General features: G+C 64.6%; 15 protein-coding genes and 1 tRNA gene. 11 read left to right on the top strand and 5 right to left on the bottom strand.

The genetic code is table 11. The features are described 5' to 3' along the window. Position 1: 1 nt before the first annotated feature. From KF892_20855 to rplU, 4 genes are all read right to left on the bottom strand, one after another. Positions 2-1,120: a glutamate 5-kinase gene (locus KF892_20855; GenBank protein MBX3627472.1), complete on the bottom strand. Its 1,119-nt coding sequence runs from the start codon at positions 1,118-1,120 to the stop codon at positions 2-4. Continuing rightward, entirely contained in the window at positions 1,117-2,196 is a 1,080-nt protein-coding gene (gene obgE / locus KF892_20850; protein MBX3627471.1) for a GTPase ObgE, read from the bottom strand. The genes KF892_20855 and obgE overlap by 4 nt, the downstream gene beginning before the upstream one ends. A gap of 126 nt (positions 2,197-2,322) precedes the next feature. Next, the gene (rpmA, locus tag KF892_20845; protein ID MBX3627470.1) at positions 2,323-2,583 is read right to left on the bottom strand and encodes a 50S ribosomal protein L27; all 261 of its coding nucleotides are present in this window, start codon (positions 2,581-2,583) and stop codon (positions 2,323-2,325) included. Positions 2,584-2,596: 13 nt separating this feature from the next. Continuing rightward, on the bottom strand, positions 2,597-2,908 hold the full coding sequence (gene rplU, locus KF892_20840) for a 50S ribosomal protein L21 (protein ID MBX3627469.1): 312 nt from the start codon (positions 2,906-2,908) through the stop codon (positions 2,597-2,599). Positions 2,909-3,157: 249 nt separating this feature from the next. Here rplU and ispB point away from each other — a divergent pair, with 249 nt between their 5' ends. From ispB to groL, 10 genes are all read left to right on the top strand, one after another. Then, complete coding sequence (gene ispB, locus KF892_20835) at positions 3,158-4,099, top strand: octaprenyl diphosphate synthase (GenBank protein MBX3627468.1); 942 nt, start codon at positions 3,158-3,160, stop codon at positions 4,097-4,099. Positions 4,100-4,140: 41 nt separating this feature from the next. Then, positions 4,141-4,217, top strand: a tRNA-Pro gene (locus tag KF892_20830). Positions 4,218-4,368: 151 nt separating this feature from the next. Continuing rightward, positions 4,369-6,090 (top strand): type IV-A pilus assembly ATPase PilB, encoded by a 1,722-nt coding sequence (gene pilB, locus KF892_20825; GenBank protein MBX3627467.1) that lies wholly within the window; start codon positions 4,369-4,371, stop codon positions 6,088-6,090. Between the two features lie 73 nt (positions 6,091-6,163). Then, the gene (locus tag KF892_20820) at positions 6,164-7,390 is read left to right on the top strand and encodes a type II secretion system F family protein (GenBank protein MBX3627466.1); all 1,227 of its coding nucleotides are present in this window, start codon (positions 6,164-6,166) and stop codon (positions 7,388-7,390) included. Beyond that, positions 7,377-8,324, top strand: coding sequence for a prepilin peptidase (locus KF892_20815; protein MBX3627465.1), 948 nt, complete (start codon positions 7,377-7,379; stop codon positions 8,322-8,324). The genes KF892_20820 and KF892_20815 overlap by 14 nt, the downstream gene beginning before the upstream one ends. 28 nt (positions 8,325-8,352) lie before the next feature. Continuing rightward, complete coding sequence (coaE, locus tag KF892_20810) at positions 8,353-8,997, top strand: dephospho-CoA kinase (GenBank protein ID MBX3627464.1); 645 nt, start codon at positions 8,353-8,355, stop codon at positions 8,995-8,997. Then, positions 8,994-9,749, top strand: a complete 756-nt coding sequence (zapD, locus tag KF892_20805) for a cell division protein ZapD (protein MBX3627463.1) — start codon at positions 8,994-8,996, stop codon at positions 9,747-9,749. The genes coaE and zapD overlap by 4 nt, the downstream gene beginning before the upstream one ends. Before the next feature lie 8 nt (positions 9,750-9,757). Further along, entirely contained in the window at positions 9,758-9,982 is a 225-nt protein-coding gene (locus KF892_20800; protein ID MBX3627462.1) for a DNA gyrase inhibitor YacG, read from the top strand. A 184-nt stretch (positions 9,983-10,166) separates the two neighbouring features. Next, on the top strand, positions 10,167-10,457 hold the full coding sequence (gene groES / locus KF892_20795) for a co-chaperone GroES (protein ID MBX3627461.1): 291 nt from the start codon (positions 10,167-10,169) through the stop codon (positions 10,455-10,457). Between the two features lie 49 nt (positions 10,458-10,506). Beyond that, positions 10,507-12,156 (top strand): chaperonin GroEL, encoded by a 1,650-nt coding sequence (gene groL / locus KF892_20790; protein MBX3627460.1) that lies wholly within the window; start codon positions 10,507-10,509, stop codon positions 12,154-12,156. Positions 12,157-12,183: 27 nt separating this feature from the next. Here groL and KF892_20785 read toward each other — a convergent pair whose 3' ends face one another. Further along, the gene (locus tag KF892_20785) at positions 12,184-13,344 is read right to left on the bottom strand and encodes a hypothetical protein (protein ID MBX3627459.1); all 1,161 of its coding nucleotides are present in this window, start codon (positions 13,342-13,344) and stop codon (positions 12,184-12,186) included. A gap of 166 nt (positions 13,345-13,510) precedes the next feature. Between KF892_20785 and KF892_20780 the strand changes: the two genes are divergently transcribed. Further along, entirely contained in the window at positions 13,511-15,700 is a 2,190-nt protein-coding gene (locus tag KF892_20780) for a DUF1631 family protein (protein MBX3627458.1), read from the top strand. Positions 15,701-15,703: the final 3 nt, after the last annotated feature.

The following is a 15,703-nucleotide window of genomic DNA, read 5'->3' as shown; positions in this document are numbered from 1 at the left end:
GTCAGGCGAGGACGAGGTTGTCGCGGTGGATCATCTCGGGTTCACCAGTGAACCCGAGGAGACGCTCGAACTCGCTCGACGGCTTGCGAGCGATCAGGCGGGCCTCTGAGCTGGCGTAGTTCGCCAAGCCACGTGCGATCTCGTGGCCCGACTTGTCGCGCACAGCGATCACGTCGCCCCGCACGAACTCGCCTTGCACCTCGACCATGCCGATGGGTAGAAGGCTCTTGCCTTCATCGCGCAGCTTGGCGACCGCGCCGTCGTCGATCACGACGGCACCGCGAAGCTGCAGGTGATCGGCCATCCACTGCTTGCGCGCGGCCAGCTTGGCGGTCGAGGCCGTGAGCGCAGTGCCGATGGCTTCACCGGCGGCGAGGCGCAGCAGCACATCGGGCTCACGCCCCCAGGCAATCACGGTCGACGCGCCACTGCTCGCGGCGCGCTTGGCGGCGAGCACCTTCGTGATCATGCCGCCACGCCCGATGCTCGAACCCGCGCCTCCAGCCATCCGCTCCAGCTCCGGCGTGCCAGCTTCGGCCTCATGGATGAAGCGCGCGTTAGGGTCCTTGCGCGGGTCGGCTGAATACAGGCCCTTCTGGTCGGTGAGGATGATCAATGCATCGGCCTCCACGAGGTTGGCCACCAAGGCACCCAGGGTGTCGTTGTCGCCGAACTTGATCTCGTCATTGACGACCGTGTCGTTCTCGTTGATGACTGGCACGACCTTCAGGCGCAGCAGGGTCAAGAGCGTCGAGCGCGCATTGAGATAGCGCTCGCGATCGGCCAGGTCGGCATGCGTGAGCAACACCTGCGCGCTGCCCATGTCGTAGTGGCGCAGCTGGGTTTCGTAAATCTGGGCCAACCCCATCTGCCCCACGGCCGCCGCTGCCTGCAGCTCATGGATCTCCTTGGGGCGTGCAGCCCAGCCGAGGCGTTTCATGCCTTCGGCAACCGCCCCGCTGGACACCATCACGACCTCGCGACCCTGCCCCGCGAGCGCGGCCATCTGGCGGCACCAATTGCCGATGGCCTGCGCATCCAGACCGCGGCCTTCATTGGTCACCAGGCTGGAGCCAACCTTGATGACGATGCGTTTGGCATTCTTCAGGGCGTCTGTCATGGCAAGGGCTCGAGGTCACGCGTGGGATCGGCAAAGCGTGGATCGGGATCGTCGGGCACCACGTTCTTCAGCTTGGACACATGCTGATAGACGGCCTGCACCAGGTGCTCACAACCTTCCCGCGTCAATGCGGAGATCTGGAACACCGGGCCCTTCCACTTGAAGCGCTTCACGAAGTCTTTCACCCGCTGCTCGCGCTCCTCGGTCGGCACCATGTCGAGCTTGTTGAGCACCAGCCAGCGCGGCTTCTCGTAGAGCGCCTGGTCGTACTTCTTGAGTTCGGCCACGATGCTCTTGGCCTGCGCCACCGGGTCGATGTTGTCGTCAAACGGTGCCATGTCGACCACGTGCAGCAGCAGGTGTGTGCGCTGCAGATGGCGCAGGAACAGATGGCCGAGACCCGCGCCTTCCGAGGCCCCTTCGATCAGCCCCGGTACGTCGGCCACCACGAAGCTCTGCTCGGCAGCCACCCGCACGACGCCGAGATTCGGGTGCAGGGTTGTGAACGGGTAGTCCGCGATCTTGGGCCGTGCGTTGGAGACCGCCGCAATCAGCGTCGACTTGCCGGCATTTGGCATACCCAGGAGGCCCACGTCGGCCAACACCCGCAGCTCCAGCTTGAGCTTGCGATGCTCGCCGGGCCAGCCCGGCGTCTTTTGTCGCGGCGCGCGGTTGGTGCTCGTCTTGAAGTGAAGATTGCCAAACCCGCCGTCGCCGCCCTTGGCCAACAACACCTTTTCGTCGGGCACCAGCAGCTCGGCGATAACGTTCCCGGTGTCGAGGTCGGTGATGATGGTGCCCATCGGCATGCGCAACACGATGTCGTCGGCTGCGGCACCGTATTGGTCGGATCCACGACCGTTTTCGCCGTTGCGAGCCTCATGCCGGCGCGCGTAGCGAAAATCGATCAGCGTATTGAGATTGCGATCACCGACAGCGAACACGCTGCCGCCCCGCCCGCCGTCACCGCCATTGGGCCCGCCGAAGGGCAAAAACTTTTCCCGGCGGAAGCTCATGCAGCCATTGCCGCCATTGCCGGCCGCCACATCGATGGTGGCTTCGTCAACGAATTTCATGACTGAACGATCTCGGTCTTACACAGGCGCCTAAGGTAACGGAGCGCTGCGACGGGCGCAAAGGTGCGCAAAAACAAAAGCCCCGGCGAACCGGGGCTCATGTGAGCCTAACCTGACGAAGAGGCTTCAGCCCAGCTCTTTCACGCTCACCGTCTGGCGGTTGCGCGGGCCCTTGACGGCGAAGCTGACCTCACCATCGACCAGCGCGAAGAGCGTGTGGTCCTTGCCGGTGCCAACGTTGGCACCCGCGTGGAACTTGGTGCCGCGCTGGCGCACGATGATGGAGCCGGCCGGAACTGCCTGGCCGCCGAACACCTTCACGCCAAGCATCTTTGGTTGGGAATCACGGCCGTTCCGGGTGGAACCACCGCCTTTTTTCTGTGCCATGGTTTGACTCCTTTCAGGCGTTCACTGCACTGATCTCAAGCTCGGTAAAGGTCTGGCGATGACCTTGCCGCTTTTGATAGTGCTTGCGGCGACGCATCTTGAAGATGCGCACCTTGTCGTGCTTGCCTTGTGCCACAACGGTGGCCTTGACGCTCGCGCCGGAAACCAAGGGAGTCCCGACCTTCAGATCTGCGCCGCTGCCGACTGCCAGAACTTGGTCGATCGTGATCTCTTGGCCAACATCCGCAGCAATCTGTTCTACCTTGATCTTTTCGCCAGCAGCAACCTTGTATTGTTTGCCGCCGGTTTTTATGACCGCGTACATATCAGCCCTTTCATGAATTGCCCAGCAAGAAGCGCCAGACACCCCACGCAAAACGTGAAGCCCGTCAGTATACCACGCGCGCCGGGTGCCGTCGAACCAACGCAAGCCGGAGGTTGGTGAGGCAGCGGCTCGCAAGCGTGCCGCAGAGCGACAAAGCGCTCTTTCTATAATTGCCGCCACATTCTGAGCGCCGCTGTGCAACCCAATCTTTTAACTGCCTCGACTCCGGACACCGATCCCATCCGCCTGATGGCGCCCGAGATGAAGGAGGTCGATGCGGTCATCCAGCGCCGGCTGGCCTCGGACGTTGTGCTCGTCAACCAGATCTCGCACTACATCGTCAGCGCCGGCGGAAAGCGCATCCGCCCCATGCTCGTGTTGCTCTTTGCCAACGCATTGGGGTTTGGAGGAAGGGAGCGGTTTGAGCTGGCGGCAGTTGTGGAATTCATCCACACCGCGACCCTGTTGCATGACGATGTGGTCGACGAGTCCGCCCTTCGCCGGGGGCGCGCAACCGCCAACGCATTGTTCGGCAACGCTGCCAGCGTGCTGGTCGGCGACTTCTTGTACTCGAGAGCGTTCCAGATGATGGTGTCGGTCGATCGCCTGCGCGTCCTGGATGTCCTGGCAGACGCCACCAACGTCATTGCAGAGGGAGAAGTGCTGCAACTGATGAACATGCACGACCCCGATCTTGCAGTGGATGACTACCTCAAGGTGATTCGCTTCAAGACGGCCAAGTTGTTCGAGGCCAGTGCGCGGCTGGGAGCCGTGCTCGCAGACGCAGATCAGGTGACCGAAGAAGCCTGCGCCGCGTATGGGCGCCATCTCGGCACTGCATTCCAATTGGTGGACGATCTGCTCGACTACGAGGGATCCACCAGCGAACTTGGCAAAAACGTGGGCGACGACCTGCGCGAAGGCAAGCCGACGCTCCCGCTGCTGATTGCCATGGAGCGCGCCTCTGATTCAGACCGACTGATGATCCGCCACTCCATCGAGCAAGGAGAGGTCAGCCGCTTGCAGGACATCGTGGCCATCGTTCGCTCAACAGGCGCACTCGACGCGACGCGCGATGCCGCACGTTCAGAAGCAGAAAAAGCGCGCCTCAACTTGGCGTCACTCCCACGAACGAACTATCGAGAAGCTCTGCTAGAATTTTGCGCTCGGTCGGTTGAGCGTTCGTCTTGATCCGATCGAACCAAGCGGGCCTTCTCGAGGCCCCTTTTCTTCGGGGTGTAGCTTAGCCTGGTAGAGCGCTACGTTCGGGACGTAGAGGCCGGAGGTTCGAATCCTCTCACCCCGACCAGATTCCTAGACTCGGAAGCAAATTGTTGCAGCGCTCATCGCGCGACTCGTGACTTCTTGCCGCTGCTTCGTAGCACTCAGGTTTACAGCCCCAGGTAGATCGGCGATCATCAATTGATGTTGCCGTCGTGACGTAACGCACACCTCTACCTGTGGACACCCTTGCCGAAGCCCCTCAATCCGCACTGTCTGGCGTCGCGCGGGTTCTTGTGCATGCGGGCAAGCTGAATGCCAAGGCAGCCGAAGACCTCGTCAAGTCTTCCAAAGAGAAAAAGTCCAGCTTCCTGTCAGCCGTCTTGGCTGCAGGTGCGCTGACCCCCGCTGAGCTGGCACACACCCTTTCCAGCGCACTGGCACTGCCGCTATTGGATCTCAATGCCGTTGACCCACAGCGACTTCCGCGCGCGATCATCGACGCAAAGTTGGCGGCCCAGTATCAGATCGTGGTCCTGGGAAAGCGCGGCAACCGCCTCTTCATTGGCGGCGCCGACCCAACGGATCAAGAGGCCGGTGAGCGCATCAAATTCGCCACCCAACTGTCGCCTGAGTGGGTCATCGTCGAGCACGACAAGCTTTCGAAGATCCTGGAAAGCGCAGGGGTCAGCGCCGCAGAATCCCTCGACAACATCGTCGGTGGCGACTTCGAGTTTGACGTATCCGACGACGACACCACTGCAAGCACCGAAACACAAGAGGTCACGGCGGATGTCGAAGACGCACCTGTTGTGCGCTTCTTGCAGAAGATGCTGATCGATGCGATCAACGCCCGTGCGTCAGACCTTCATTTCGAGCCCTACGAGTACCACTACCGCGTTCGTTTTCGGATCGACGGCGAGCTGCGTGAAATCACCCAACCCCCGATCGCCATCAAGGACAAGTTGGCGTCTCGCATCAAGGTGATCTCGAGGCTCGACATTGCAGAAAAGCGCGTCCCCCAAGACGGGCGCATGAAACTGAAATTCGGCAACAAGGCGATCGACTTTCGCGTCAGCACCTTGCCCACCCTGTTTGGCGAGAAGATCGTCATCCGTATCCTGGACCCGTCCAGCGCGAAGCTGGGCATCGAAGCCCTGGGTTACGAAAAGATCGAGAAGGAACGGCTGTTGGCGTGCATTGCGCGCCCTTACGGAATGATTCTTGTGACGGGACCGACGGGCAGCGGCAAGACCGTTTCGCTCTATACCTGCCTGAACATCCTGAATCAGCCCGGCGTCAATATTTCGACCGTCGAAGATCCCGCGGAAATCAACCTGCCTGGCATCAACCAGGTGAACGTCAACGACAAGGCCGGCTTGACCTTCTCGGCGGCCCTGAAGTCCTTCCTGCGCCAGGATCCGGACATCATCATGGTCGGTGAGATCCGCGACCTCGAGACTGCCGACATCGCCATCAAGGCTGCACAGACCGGCCACATGGTGATGTCGACGCTGCACACCAACGATGCCCCGACCACCCTGACCCGTTTGCTGAATATGGGTGTGGCGCCGTTCAACATTGCGTCCAGCGTGCTTTTGATCACCGCGCAGCGCCTGGCGAGACGCCTGTGCGAGGCTTGCAAGGCACCGGCCGAGTACCCACGCGAAGCATTGCTGAAGGCTGGCTACACCGAAGATGCGTTGGACGGCACTTGGCGGCCGTATCGCGCCGTGGGATGTTCAGCCTGTAGCAACGGCTACAAGGGTCGGGTCGGTATTTACCAAGTGATGCCGGTCAGCGAGGAAATTCAGCGCATCATCCTGTCCGAAGGAACCGCGATGGACATTGCGCAACAGGCCGCGAGTGACGGCGTTCGCGATCTGCGACAGTCCGGCCTCGTCAAGGTGCGCGCAGGCTTCACGACACTCGAAGAGGTCATCTCGGTGACCAACGAATAAGCCGCACGCGCCACGCTTTCGGCAACCGATCACTTATCAAAGGGACGAGGACGGAAGTCTCCTCGCAAGAACCATGGCAACTGCAGCAGCAACCGCGGCACGCAACGTCAAGGAATTTGTCTTCGAATGGGAAGGCAAGGACAAAAACGGCAAAGTGGTCCGCGGGGAGATCCGCGCGGGCGGCGAGGCCATGGTCAGCGCGAGCCTGCGCCGGCAGGGCATCCTGATCACCAAGGTCAAGAAGCGTCGCACCACCGGCGGCAAGGCGATCAAGCAGAAAGACATCGCCATCTTCACGCGCCAGTTGTCGACCATGATGCGCGCGGGTGTGCCGCTGCTGCAGGCATTTGACATCGTCGCCCGGGGCAGCACCAACGCGAAGTTGACCAAGCTGCTCATCGACATCCGAAGCGACGTCGAGACCGGCACGAGCCTCTCGTCGGCGTTCCGCAAGCACCCCCTCTATTTCGACGCGCTCTATTGCAACCTGGTCGAAGCGGGTGAGGCGGGCGGTATTCTCGATACCTTGCTGGATCGTCTGGCCATTTACCAAGAAAAGACGATGGCCATCAAGAACAAGATCAAGTCCGCCTTGATCTACCCCGTGGCCGTGATGGTCGTGGCGTTCGTGGTGCTGGCAATCATCATGCTGTTCGTGATTCCGGTGTTCAAGGACGTCTTCAAGTCCTTTGGCGCAGATCTTCCCGCTCCGACGCTGTTTGTGATCGGCATGTCGGAGATATTCACCAAGTACTGGTGGGCCATCTTCGGCTTCCTGGGCGGCGGCATCTATTTCTTCCTGGAGTCCTGGAAGCGTTCCGAAAACATGCAACGCACCATGGATCGTTTGCTGCTCAAGGTGCCGGTGTTCGGCGACCTGGTCAATAAATCATCCGTGGCCCGTTGGACCCGAACGCTGTCCACGATGTTCGCGGCGGGTGTTCCGCTGGTCGAGGCGCTGGATTCCGTGGGCGGGGCCTCCGGCAATGCCGTCTTCAAGGATGCTACAGACCAGATCCAGAAAGATGTGTCGACCGGCGCCAGCCTGACGGCATCCATGCAAACCACCGGCGTATTTCCCACGATGGTGATCCAGATGTGCGCCATCGGCGAGGAATCCGGCTCGCTCGACGCCATGCTGGGCAAAGCTGCCGAGTTCTACGAAGACGAAGTCGATGAAGCTGTCAAGGGCCTGTCGTCGCTGATGGAGCCGTTCATCATCGTCATTCTGGGCGTCCTGATCGGCGGGATCGTGGTGTCCATGTACCTGCCGATCTTCAAGCTGGGTGCAGTGGTCTGACGAGGTGACCGCAGCCTTCGACTCCGAAATTTGGCTGTCGCCGTGGGTGCTCGGGCTCCTGGGCCTTTGCATCGGCAGCTTTTTGAACGTCGTCATCCACCGGCTGCCGATCATGCTGGATCGAAGCTGGTGGCGCGACATCGCCGACCAGCTCGTCGACACGGAGGCCTACAGCAGGGTCTTTGGAACGAAGCCTCGCCGTGAAAACGAACATCTCGGCAAGTCACTGACCGAGGCGCTTGCAGCCCAGCCGGCCCTCAAGCTGACCCACCCCCGCTCCCGTTGCCCGGCATGCAGTCATCAGATCGCCTGGTACGAGAACCTGCCCGTCCTGAGCTACCTCGCCTTGAAAGGCCGCTGCGCCGCCTGCAAGACGAGCATCTCCCCACGCTATCCCTTCGTCGAATGCCTCACCGCAGCGCTCTTCGCGGCGGTCGCCTGGCGATTCGGCCCGACGCTCACAGCCCTCGCGTGGTGTGCTGCGGTGGCGGTGCTCGTCGCCTTGTCCGGCATCGACTGGGACACGACGCTGCTGCCCGACGTCCTCACCTACCCTCTGTTGTGGGCCGGGCTGCTGTGCAGCCTGCTGGGCCTGACCGTCCCGCTGCCGCATGCCGTGTGGGGTGCCATCGTGGGCTACCTCTCGCTGTGGTCCGTCTACTGGCTCTTCAAGCTCACCACCGGCAAGGAAGGCATGGGCTACGGGGATTTCAAACTGCTTGCGGCCCTGGGAGCCTGGCTGGGTTGGCAGATGATCCTGCCCATCGTGCTCAGCGCTTCGGTCATAGGCGCCATCGTCGGCATCGGGATGAAACTCTCGAGCGGCCTGCGCGAGGGGCGCTATGTGCCGTTCGGGCCCTTTCTGGCGGGTGGCGGCATCGCGGTGATGCTGGCCGGCCCGCAGCGGGTGCTCGGATGGCTGGGGTGGGCGTGACCCTCCCGGCCCACGGCAGACACGAGCGATGCGGACCGGGCGCGGCTTGCACATCGGCCTGACGGGCGGCATCGGCAGCGGCAAGAGCACCGTCGCCCGAGCGCTCGTGGAGCGCGGCGCCGTGCTGATCGACACCGACGCCATCGCACGCTCGCTGGCGTCGCCAGGGGGTGCCGCCATCGAGGCCATTCGCGCCGAGTTCGGCGCCAGCGCGATCGATGCATCCGGTGGACTCGACCGCGCCCGCATGCGAGAGCGGGTCTTCGCCGATGCCCAAGCCAAGGGCCGCCTCGAAGCCATCCTGCACCCGATGATCGGCCTGGAGTGCAATCGTCAGGCCCTAGCCGCCGCAGGGAAAACCACCGTGTTCGACGTCCCCCTCCTCGTCGAGTCATCGCACTGGCGCACCCGTGTCGACCGTGTGCTGGTCGTCGACTGCGCGGTTGAAACGCAGGTCATGCGTGTCATGACCCGCTCCGGCTGGTCACGCGACGCGGTGCTCGCTGTCATCGCCCAGCAGGCCAGCCGCGAACGGCGCCGAGCCTGCGCCGATGCGGTCATCCACAACGACGGCCTCACCCTCGACGAGCTTGCCACGCAAGTGGACTTGCTGCTGGCGCAGTGGAGCCCTGTGGAACAATCCCGCGGGTCAAGCGGAGCACGTCCAACTTGATCCTCTACGAGTACCCCTTCAACGAAAGCATCCGCACCATGCTGCGGCTCGAACACCTGTTCGACCGCCTCGGTCGCCTGATGCCGCGTGACGAGACCGTCGACCACCACTACGCGCTGGCCACGCTGTTCGAGATCATGGACGTCGCCTCGCGCGCCGATCTCAAGTCCGATCTGCTGAAGGACCTCGAGCGCCAGAAGAGCCAGCTCAACAGCTTCCGCGGCAATCCGTCGGTGTCCGACGCCACGCTCGACCAGGTCATCGCCACCATCGACCACGCCTTCAACGGCCTCAACCAGTTGCCCGGCAAGGCCGGCCACGCGCTGACCAGCAACGAGTGGTTGATGAGCGTGCGCAGCCGCATCAGCATTCCCGGTGGCACCTGCGAGTTCGATCTGCCCGCTTATTACGCCTGGCAGCAGCAGGAACCGGCCCGGCGCCGCGCCGACCTCAAGCAATGGGTCACGACGTTGATGCCGCTCGCGGAAGCCCTCAAGGTGCTGCTGAGCCTGTTACGCGACGCAGGCACGCCGCACAAGGTGGTGACGCAAGGCGGCCAGTTCCAGCAAAGCCTCCCGGCGGGACGCGTGTTCAACCTGCTGCGCCTGCGCATCGATCCGGCACCCCAGCTGATTCCCGAGATCAGTGGCCATCGCCTGATGGTGCTGGTGCGCCTGATGCGGCAAGACGCCGAAGGCCGCTTGAAGCCCGCCGGGGTCGACACCAGTTTCGAACTCACCCTTTGCTCCTGAGCTTCGAGATGAGTTCTGCCCCGACGCCCTCTCCGGCAAAACGCCGCATCGTGACCTGCCCGACCTGCGGCGGCGAAAGTGTTTATGCCCCCGAGAACGCCTTCAGGCCGTTTTGCAGCGAGCGCTGCAAGAACGTCGACTTCGGCGCCTGGGCCAGCGAAAGCTACCGCGTACCTGCCAAGCCGCCCGCGCCGGGTGAATCGGCCGGCGACGCGTCGGACGACGGGCACTGAAGGCGGCGCCACCCTCTTGAAAGCGCTTGGCGCACCCCTATAATTCCGCTGCTAGCACTCGGCGGCGCTGAGTGCTAACCAGATTGCCGGCCCGTTCGCGGCATGGCTTTCGGCAAAGTACATGAGCACAAACTTGCGTGCTCATCCCATTCAGAACTCGGCTTTGAGTCCTCAAGGAGATGCTATGAAACTTCGTCCGTTGCACGATCGCGTGATCGTCAAGCGCCTGGAAAACGAAACCAAGACCGCCTCGGGCATCGTGATCCCCGACAACGCCGCCGAGAAGCCCGACCAGGGCGAAGTGCTGGCCGTCGGCCCCGGCAAGCGCAACGAGAAGGGCGACTTCGTGGCCCTGAACATCAAGGTGGGCGACCGCGTCCTGTTCGGCAAGTACAGCGGCCAGACCGTCAAGGTCGACGGCGACGAGCTCCTGGTGATGCGCGAAGAAGACCTCTTCGCCGTGGTCGAGAAGTAATCCTTCTCCCCGCACCTTCCAACCCAACTGAATTCGGAGAGATACAAACATGGCAGCAAAAGACGTGGTCTTCGGCGGTGAAGCCCGTGCCCGCATGGTCGAAGGCGTGAACATCCTCGCCAACGCCGTCAAGGTGACCCTGGGCCCCAAGGGCCGCAACGTGGTGCTCGAGCGCTCGTTCGGCGCCCCCACCGTGACCAAGGACGGTGTCTCGGTCGCCAAGGAGATCGAGCTCAAGGACAAGCTCCAGAACATGGGCGCGCAGATGGTCAAGGAAGTCGCTTCCAAGACCAGCGACAACGCCGGTGACGGCACCACCACCGCCACCGTGCTGGCCCAGGCCATCGTGCGCGAAGGCATGAAGTACGTGGCGGCCGGCATGAACCCGATGGACCTGAAGCGTGGCATCGACAAGGCGGTCACCGCCCTGGTCGAGCAGCTGAAGAAGGCGTCGAAGGCCACCACCACCAGCAAGGAAATCGCACAAGTCGGCTCGATCTCGGCCAACAGCGACGAGTCGATCGGCAAGATCATTGCCGACGCGATGGACAAGGTCGGCAAGGAAGGCGTGATCACCGTCGAAGACGGCAAGTCGCTCGACAGCGAACTCGAAGTCGTCGAAGGCATGCAGTTCGACCGCGGCTACCTGTCGCCCTACTTCATCAACAACCCCGAGAAGCAGGCTGCACTGCTCGACAACCCCTTCGTCCTGCTCTACGACAAGAAGGTCAGCAACATCCGTGACCTGCTGCCCACGCTGGAGCAAGTTGCCAAGGCTGGCCGTCCGCTGCTGATCATTGCGGAAGAAGTCGAAGGCGAAGCGCTGGCCACCCTCGTGGTCAACACCATCCGCGGCATCCTGAAGGTCGTGGCCGTGAAGGCCCCTGGCTTCGGCGACCGCCGCAAGGCCATGCTGGAAGACATCGCCATCCTGACCGGCGGCAAGGTCATCGCCGAAGAAGTGGGCCTGACGCTCGAGAAGGTCACGCTGGCCGACCTCGGCCAAGCCAAGCGCGTCGAAGTGGGCAAGGAAAACACCACCATCATCGACGGCGCCGGTGCCGCTGGCGACATCGAAGCCCGCGTCAAGCAGATCCGCGTGCAGATCGAAGAAGCCACCAGCGACTACGACCGCGAGAAGCTGCAAGAGCGCGTGGCCAAGCTGGCCGGCGGTGTGGCCGTCATCAAGGTTGGTGCTGCCACCGAAGTCGAGATGAAGGAAAAGAAGGCCCGCGTGGAAGACGCCCTGCACGCCACGCGCGCTGCGGTGGAAGAAGGCATCGTCGCCGGTGGTGGCGTGGCCCTGCTGCGTGCTCGCCAAGCGGCCGGCACCATCAAGGGTGACAACGCCGACCAGGAAGCCGGCGTCAAGCTGATCCTGAAGGCCATCGAAGCCCCGCTGCGCGAGATCGTCGCCAACGCCGGTGGCGAGCCAAGCGTGGTGATCAACGCCGTGCTGAACGGCAAGGGCAACTACGGCTTCAACGCCGCCAACGACACCTACGGCGACATGATCGAGATGGGCATTCTCGACCCGACCAAGGTGACCCGCACCGCGCTGCAAAACGCCGCGTCGGTCGCTTCGCTGATGCTGACCACCGAGTGCATGGTCGCCGAGTCCCCGAAGGACGACGCTCCGGCCGCCGGTGGTGGCATGGGCGGCATGGGTGGCATGGGCGGCATGGGCATGGACATGTAAGACGTCCAGGCTCGGCTGCTGCTCTGATCAAGAGCAACGCCTCCTGCAAAGGGCTGCTTCGGCAGCCCTTTTTTGTTCGCGCTCGGGTGCCGGCACGGGCTGCAAGCGCGGGCGCAGCGCGGGCATCGCGCAGGCTTCCAGCGGCACACACAGGTCGATGCGGCGCAGGTTGGCCACCCGGTCGTAGGGCGCGGTTTCGAAGCAGGGCGCACAGCCCGGCGCACTGGCTTGCACCAGCAGATCCGGCGAGACTCCGCCACGCGACTGCCGGAAGCGGAAGAGATAGCGCCCCTGCCCGTCGGTGATCGCGTGGCCCAGTTGCTCGCGCAGCCCCGTGCCCCGATAGGCGCCCCCGGCCGCTTCGCTCGCGCTGCGGTGGTAGCGCTCGAACCGCAGCATCAACGACGCGGCAGGGACGGTGTCGCACGGCTGCCGCATCAGCTGGTCGCGCAAGTGGGCGATGGCACCGAACTCGGCCTGCGTCAGGATGGTCGCGCCCGCTTCCATCGCATGGGCCTGGAAGGGCACGCGTCCGACCGACGCCTGCAGCATCCGGACCGCCGTGTCCTGATCGGCGCCACAGCCATCGGCTTCGTCGAGCCGGGACTCGAAGCGCAAGCCCACTGCGGCTGTGGGCAGCCCGTTGGGCAACACCAGCGGGGTGAGGTCGCCGTGCATCCCCGCCGTCGTCCGCCAGCGCTGGGGGTAGAGCTTGCCGAGCACCGCCTCCAGCGCCGGGTGACGCGCACACACCGCCGGCACGTCGACCGGCGCGTCGATCACCAGGTAGTCGTCGCGGCGCGGGTTGAAGGGGGTGGCCGCGTCATGGGCCGTCACTTCGCCGTACACCACGTGCTCGCAGCGGGCGATGGGCAGGGAGCAGTCGAGCACGAGGTCGTCATACGCCTCGTCGAGCCCGCCATCGTTGGAGCCGATCTCCACCCGCAGCAGCCCCGATTCCACACTGGGCAGGCCCAGCCGCAATGTCGAGTCGCGCCACGCCTGACGCGTCGGCCGGTGCTGCACGTGCAGCGTCCAGTGCGCGCCCTTCACATACAAGCGCTGGCCCACGAGGCCGTCGTGCACGCCGTTGCCCTCGTCCGCGCCGTCGATGACGACACGCTGCGCATAGGCCGCGTTGCGGGCACGCACCTGCACCGTCCAGCTGCCTTGCATGGTGATGGCCATGTGCGAGTCCTCCTGAAGTGGGCTGATGACCCGGGCCGCGCCCCGGGCCACCGCCATGTTCCGGGCACCGCACGGGCGTGTCCTTGAAGCGGCCTGAAACATCCTGAATCCGGGTCCCGGGGAACAGCCCGGTTTGACAAGCCCCCCCCGGGCCGCAAAATGAGCCATGTCCGTCCCCCCGCTTCTCCAGCGCTTCGTCGACGACGAACTCCACCGCTCTGCGGACCTCATCTCCAGAACCTGCAGCGCCACGCTGGAGCAGCTGCGCCAGCCGCGCGACCACCTGCTCACCAGCAGCGAGCGGCAGCACTATTTCGAGCTGGTGCAGGTGTTGCAGCAACAGCAGGGCGTCTACCAGAAGGCGTTTGTCGAGGCCCTGCGCCGCCTGGTGCTCGCCGAGATGGCCCCGGCCGCGCAGGCCGGCGCGGGCAGCTTCCGCATCAGCGGGCTGCAGCTGATGGACGAGACCCGGGTCGAGTCCGACATCGAGATCTCGCGCGCCATCCAGCAGATCGACAACGCGGCCGAGTGGGAGCTGCGCGAATTGCAGACCTTCACCTCCACACTGCGCGGGCAAGGCCACGTGACGGCCGAGTCCAACCCGCTGCGACCGCAATCGTTCGCGCGAGCCCTGTGGGAGGCCGGCACGGCCCTGCCCATCACCGCGGTGCAGCAGGCCATCCTGCTGCGGGTGTCGGCCACGGTGATCGGCGGGTTGCTGCGCACCGCCTTCGCCGCGGCCAGCACCCGGCTCGAATCGCAAGGCATCGAGCCCGGCATCTACCGCACCGTGGTGATCGCCCCCGGCGCCGGCCGCGATGCCCCGCCCGAGATGGACGTGACACGCCCCGGCGCGCTCGATGGCCTGATGCGCAGCATGCCCGGTGGCGGCGCCGACACCGGCAGCGGCCCCACGACCGGCGGTGAAACCAAGCGGCGCTCCTTGCCCACCACCACCCCGGCGCTCGAGCAGGCCCTGGCGCGCGTCGAAGAACTGCTGCGCCGCATGCCCACCGGCGACGCCGCCGCGGCTGCCGCAACACCGCCGCCCCTGCGCCTAGCCCACCACCGCGCCGCGCTGATGGCCACCGCGGGCGAGACGGTCGACCGGCAGATCATCGAGCTGCTGTCGCGCCTGTTCGAGACCATCCTCTCCGACCGCAGCCTCTCCACGCCGCTACAGGGCGTGATCGCGCGCCTGCAGGTGTCGGCCCTGCGCATCGCGCTGCTCGACCCGAGCATGCTCGACGCCTACGACCACCCGGTGTGGCAACTGCTCGACCGCATCGTCACCGCCGCGAGCGCCTACCCGCACCCCTACGACACCCGCCTGATCGCGTTGCAGGAGTTCTGCGACAAGCTCGTGCAGCAGATGAGCGCCGCGCCGCAGCAAGACAGCGCCCTCTACCGCCACAGCCTCGGCCGGCTCGATGCCTTCCTCGCCGACCAGCTGCGCCGCCAGCAGCGCGAGGCCGAGCCCAGCGTCGAGACCCTGGTGCGTGCCGAGCAGGCCGAAGCGCTGCAGCGCACGCTCGCCGGGCGTCTGGTCGAGCAGATGGCCCACGTGCCGGCCAGCCCGCTGCTGCGCCGCTTCATCACCGGCACCTGGTCTCACGTGCTCACGCAATCGGTGCAGCAGCATGGCGACCAGAGCGAGCAGACCACCGGCTACCTCAAGACCGTCGACGAGCTGCTGTGGAGCCTGAAGCTGCCCGACCATCCCAAGAGCCGCCAGCGCCTGCTGGAGCTGCTGCCCGGCCTGCTGCAGCGCCTGCGCGACGGCATGGCCCTGGTGCAGCTGCCGCCGGCCGAGCAGCAGGCGGTGTTCGACGAGCTGATGAAGGTGCACTCCGACGCCCTGCGGCCGGGGGCGCGCATCGCGGCGGTCGACCGCAAGCCCGACGACCAGCTCACGCCGGAAGAGATCGTGCAGCGCATGCGCGACGAAGAGCACCCAGAGGCCCTGCCCGAGCCCGACCCGCTCGACGGTTCGGCCTTCAGCGATTCGCTGATCGACCTCGCCTCGATGGAGACCGTGCCCGCCGCCCTGATGGACAGCGCCGAGCCCGGTTCATCCGCCGACGAAGCCAAGCAGTGGGTGCAGCGCATGGCGCCGGGCGAGCGCTACCGGATCTTCCTGCACGGCGCGTGGGCCTGCGTGCAGCTGCTGTGGCGCAGCGACCAGGGGCACTTCTTCCTCTTCGCCGGTGAGCTGCCGCAGCAGACGCATTCGGTGAGCCTGCGGGCGCTGGAGCGGCTGCGTGCCGAGAAGCTGCTGAAGCCGCTGCACGAGCAGCCGCTGATCCAGCGCGCGGTCGACGGCCTGCTGCTCAACCTCGCGCGGCCGGTCGGGTGAGGT

Source organism: Rhizobacter sp., assembly GCA_019635355.1.
Lineage (GTDB): Bacteria > Pseudomonadota > Gammaproteobacteria > Burkholderiales > Burkholderiaceae_C > Rhizobacter.
This window is presented reverse-complemented; position numbering and strand designations above follow the sequence as displayed.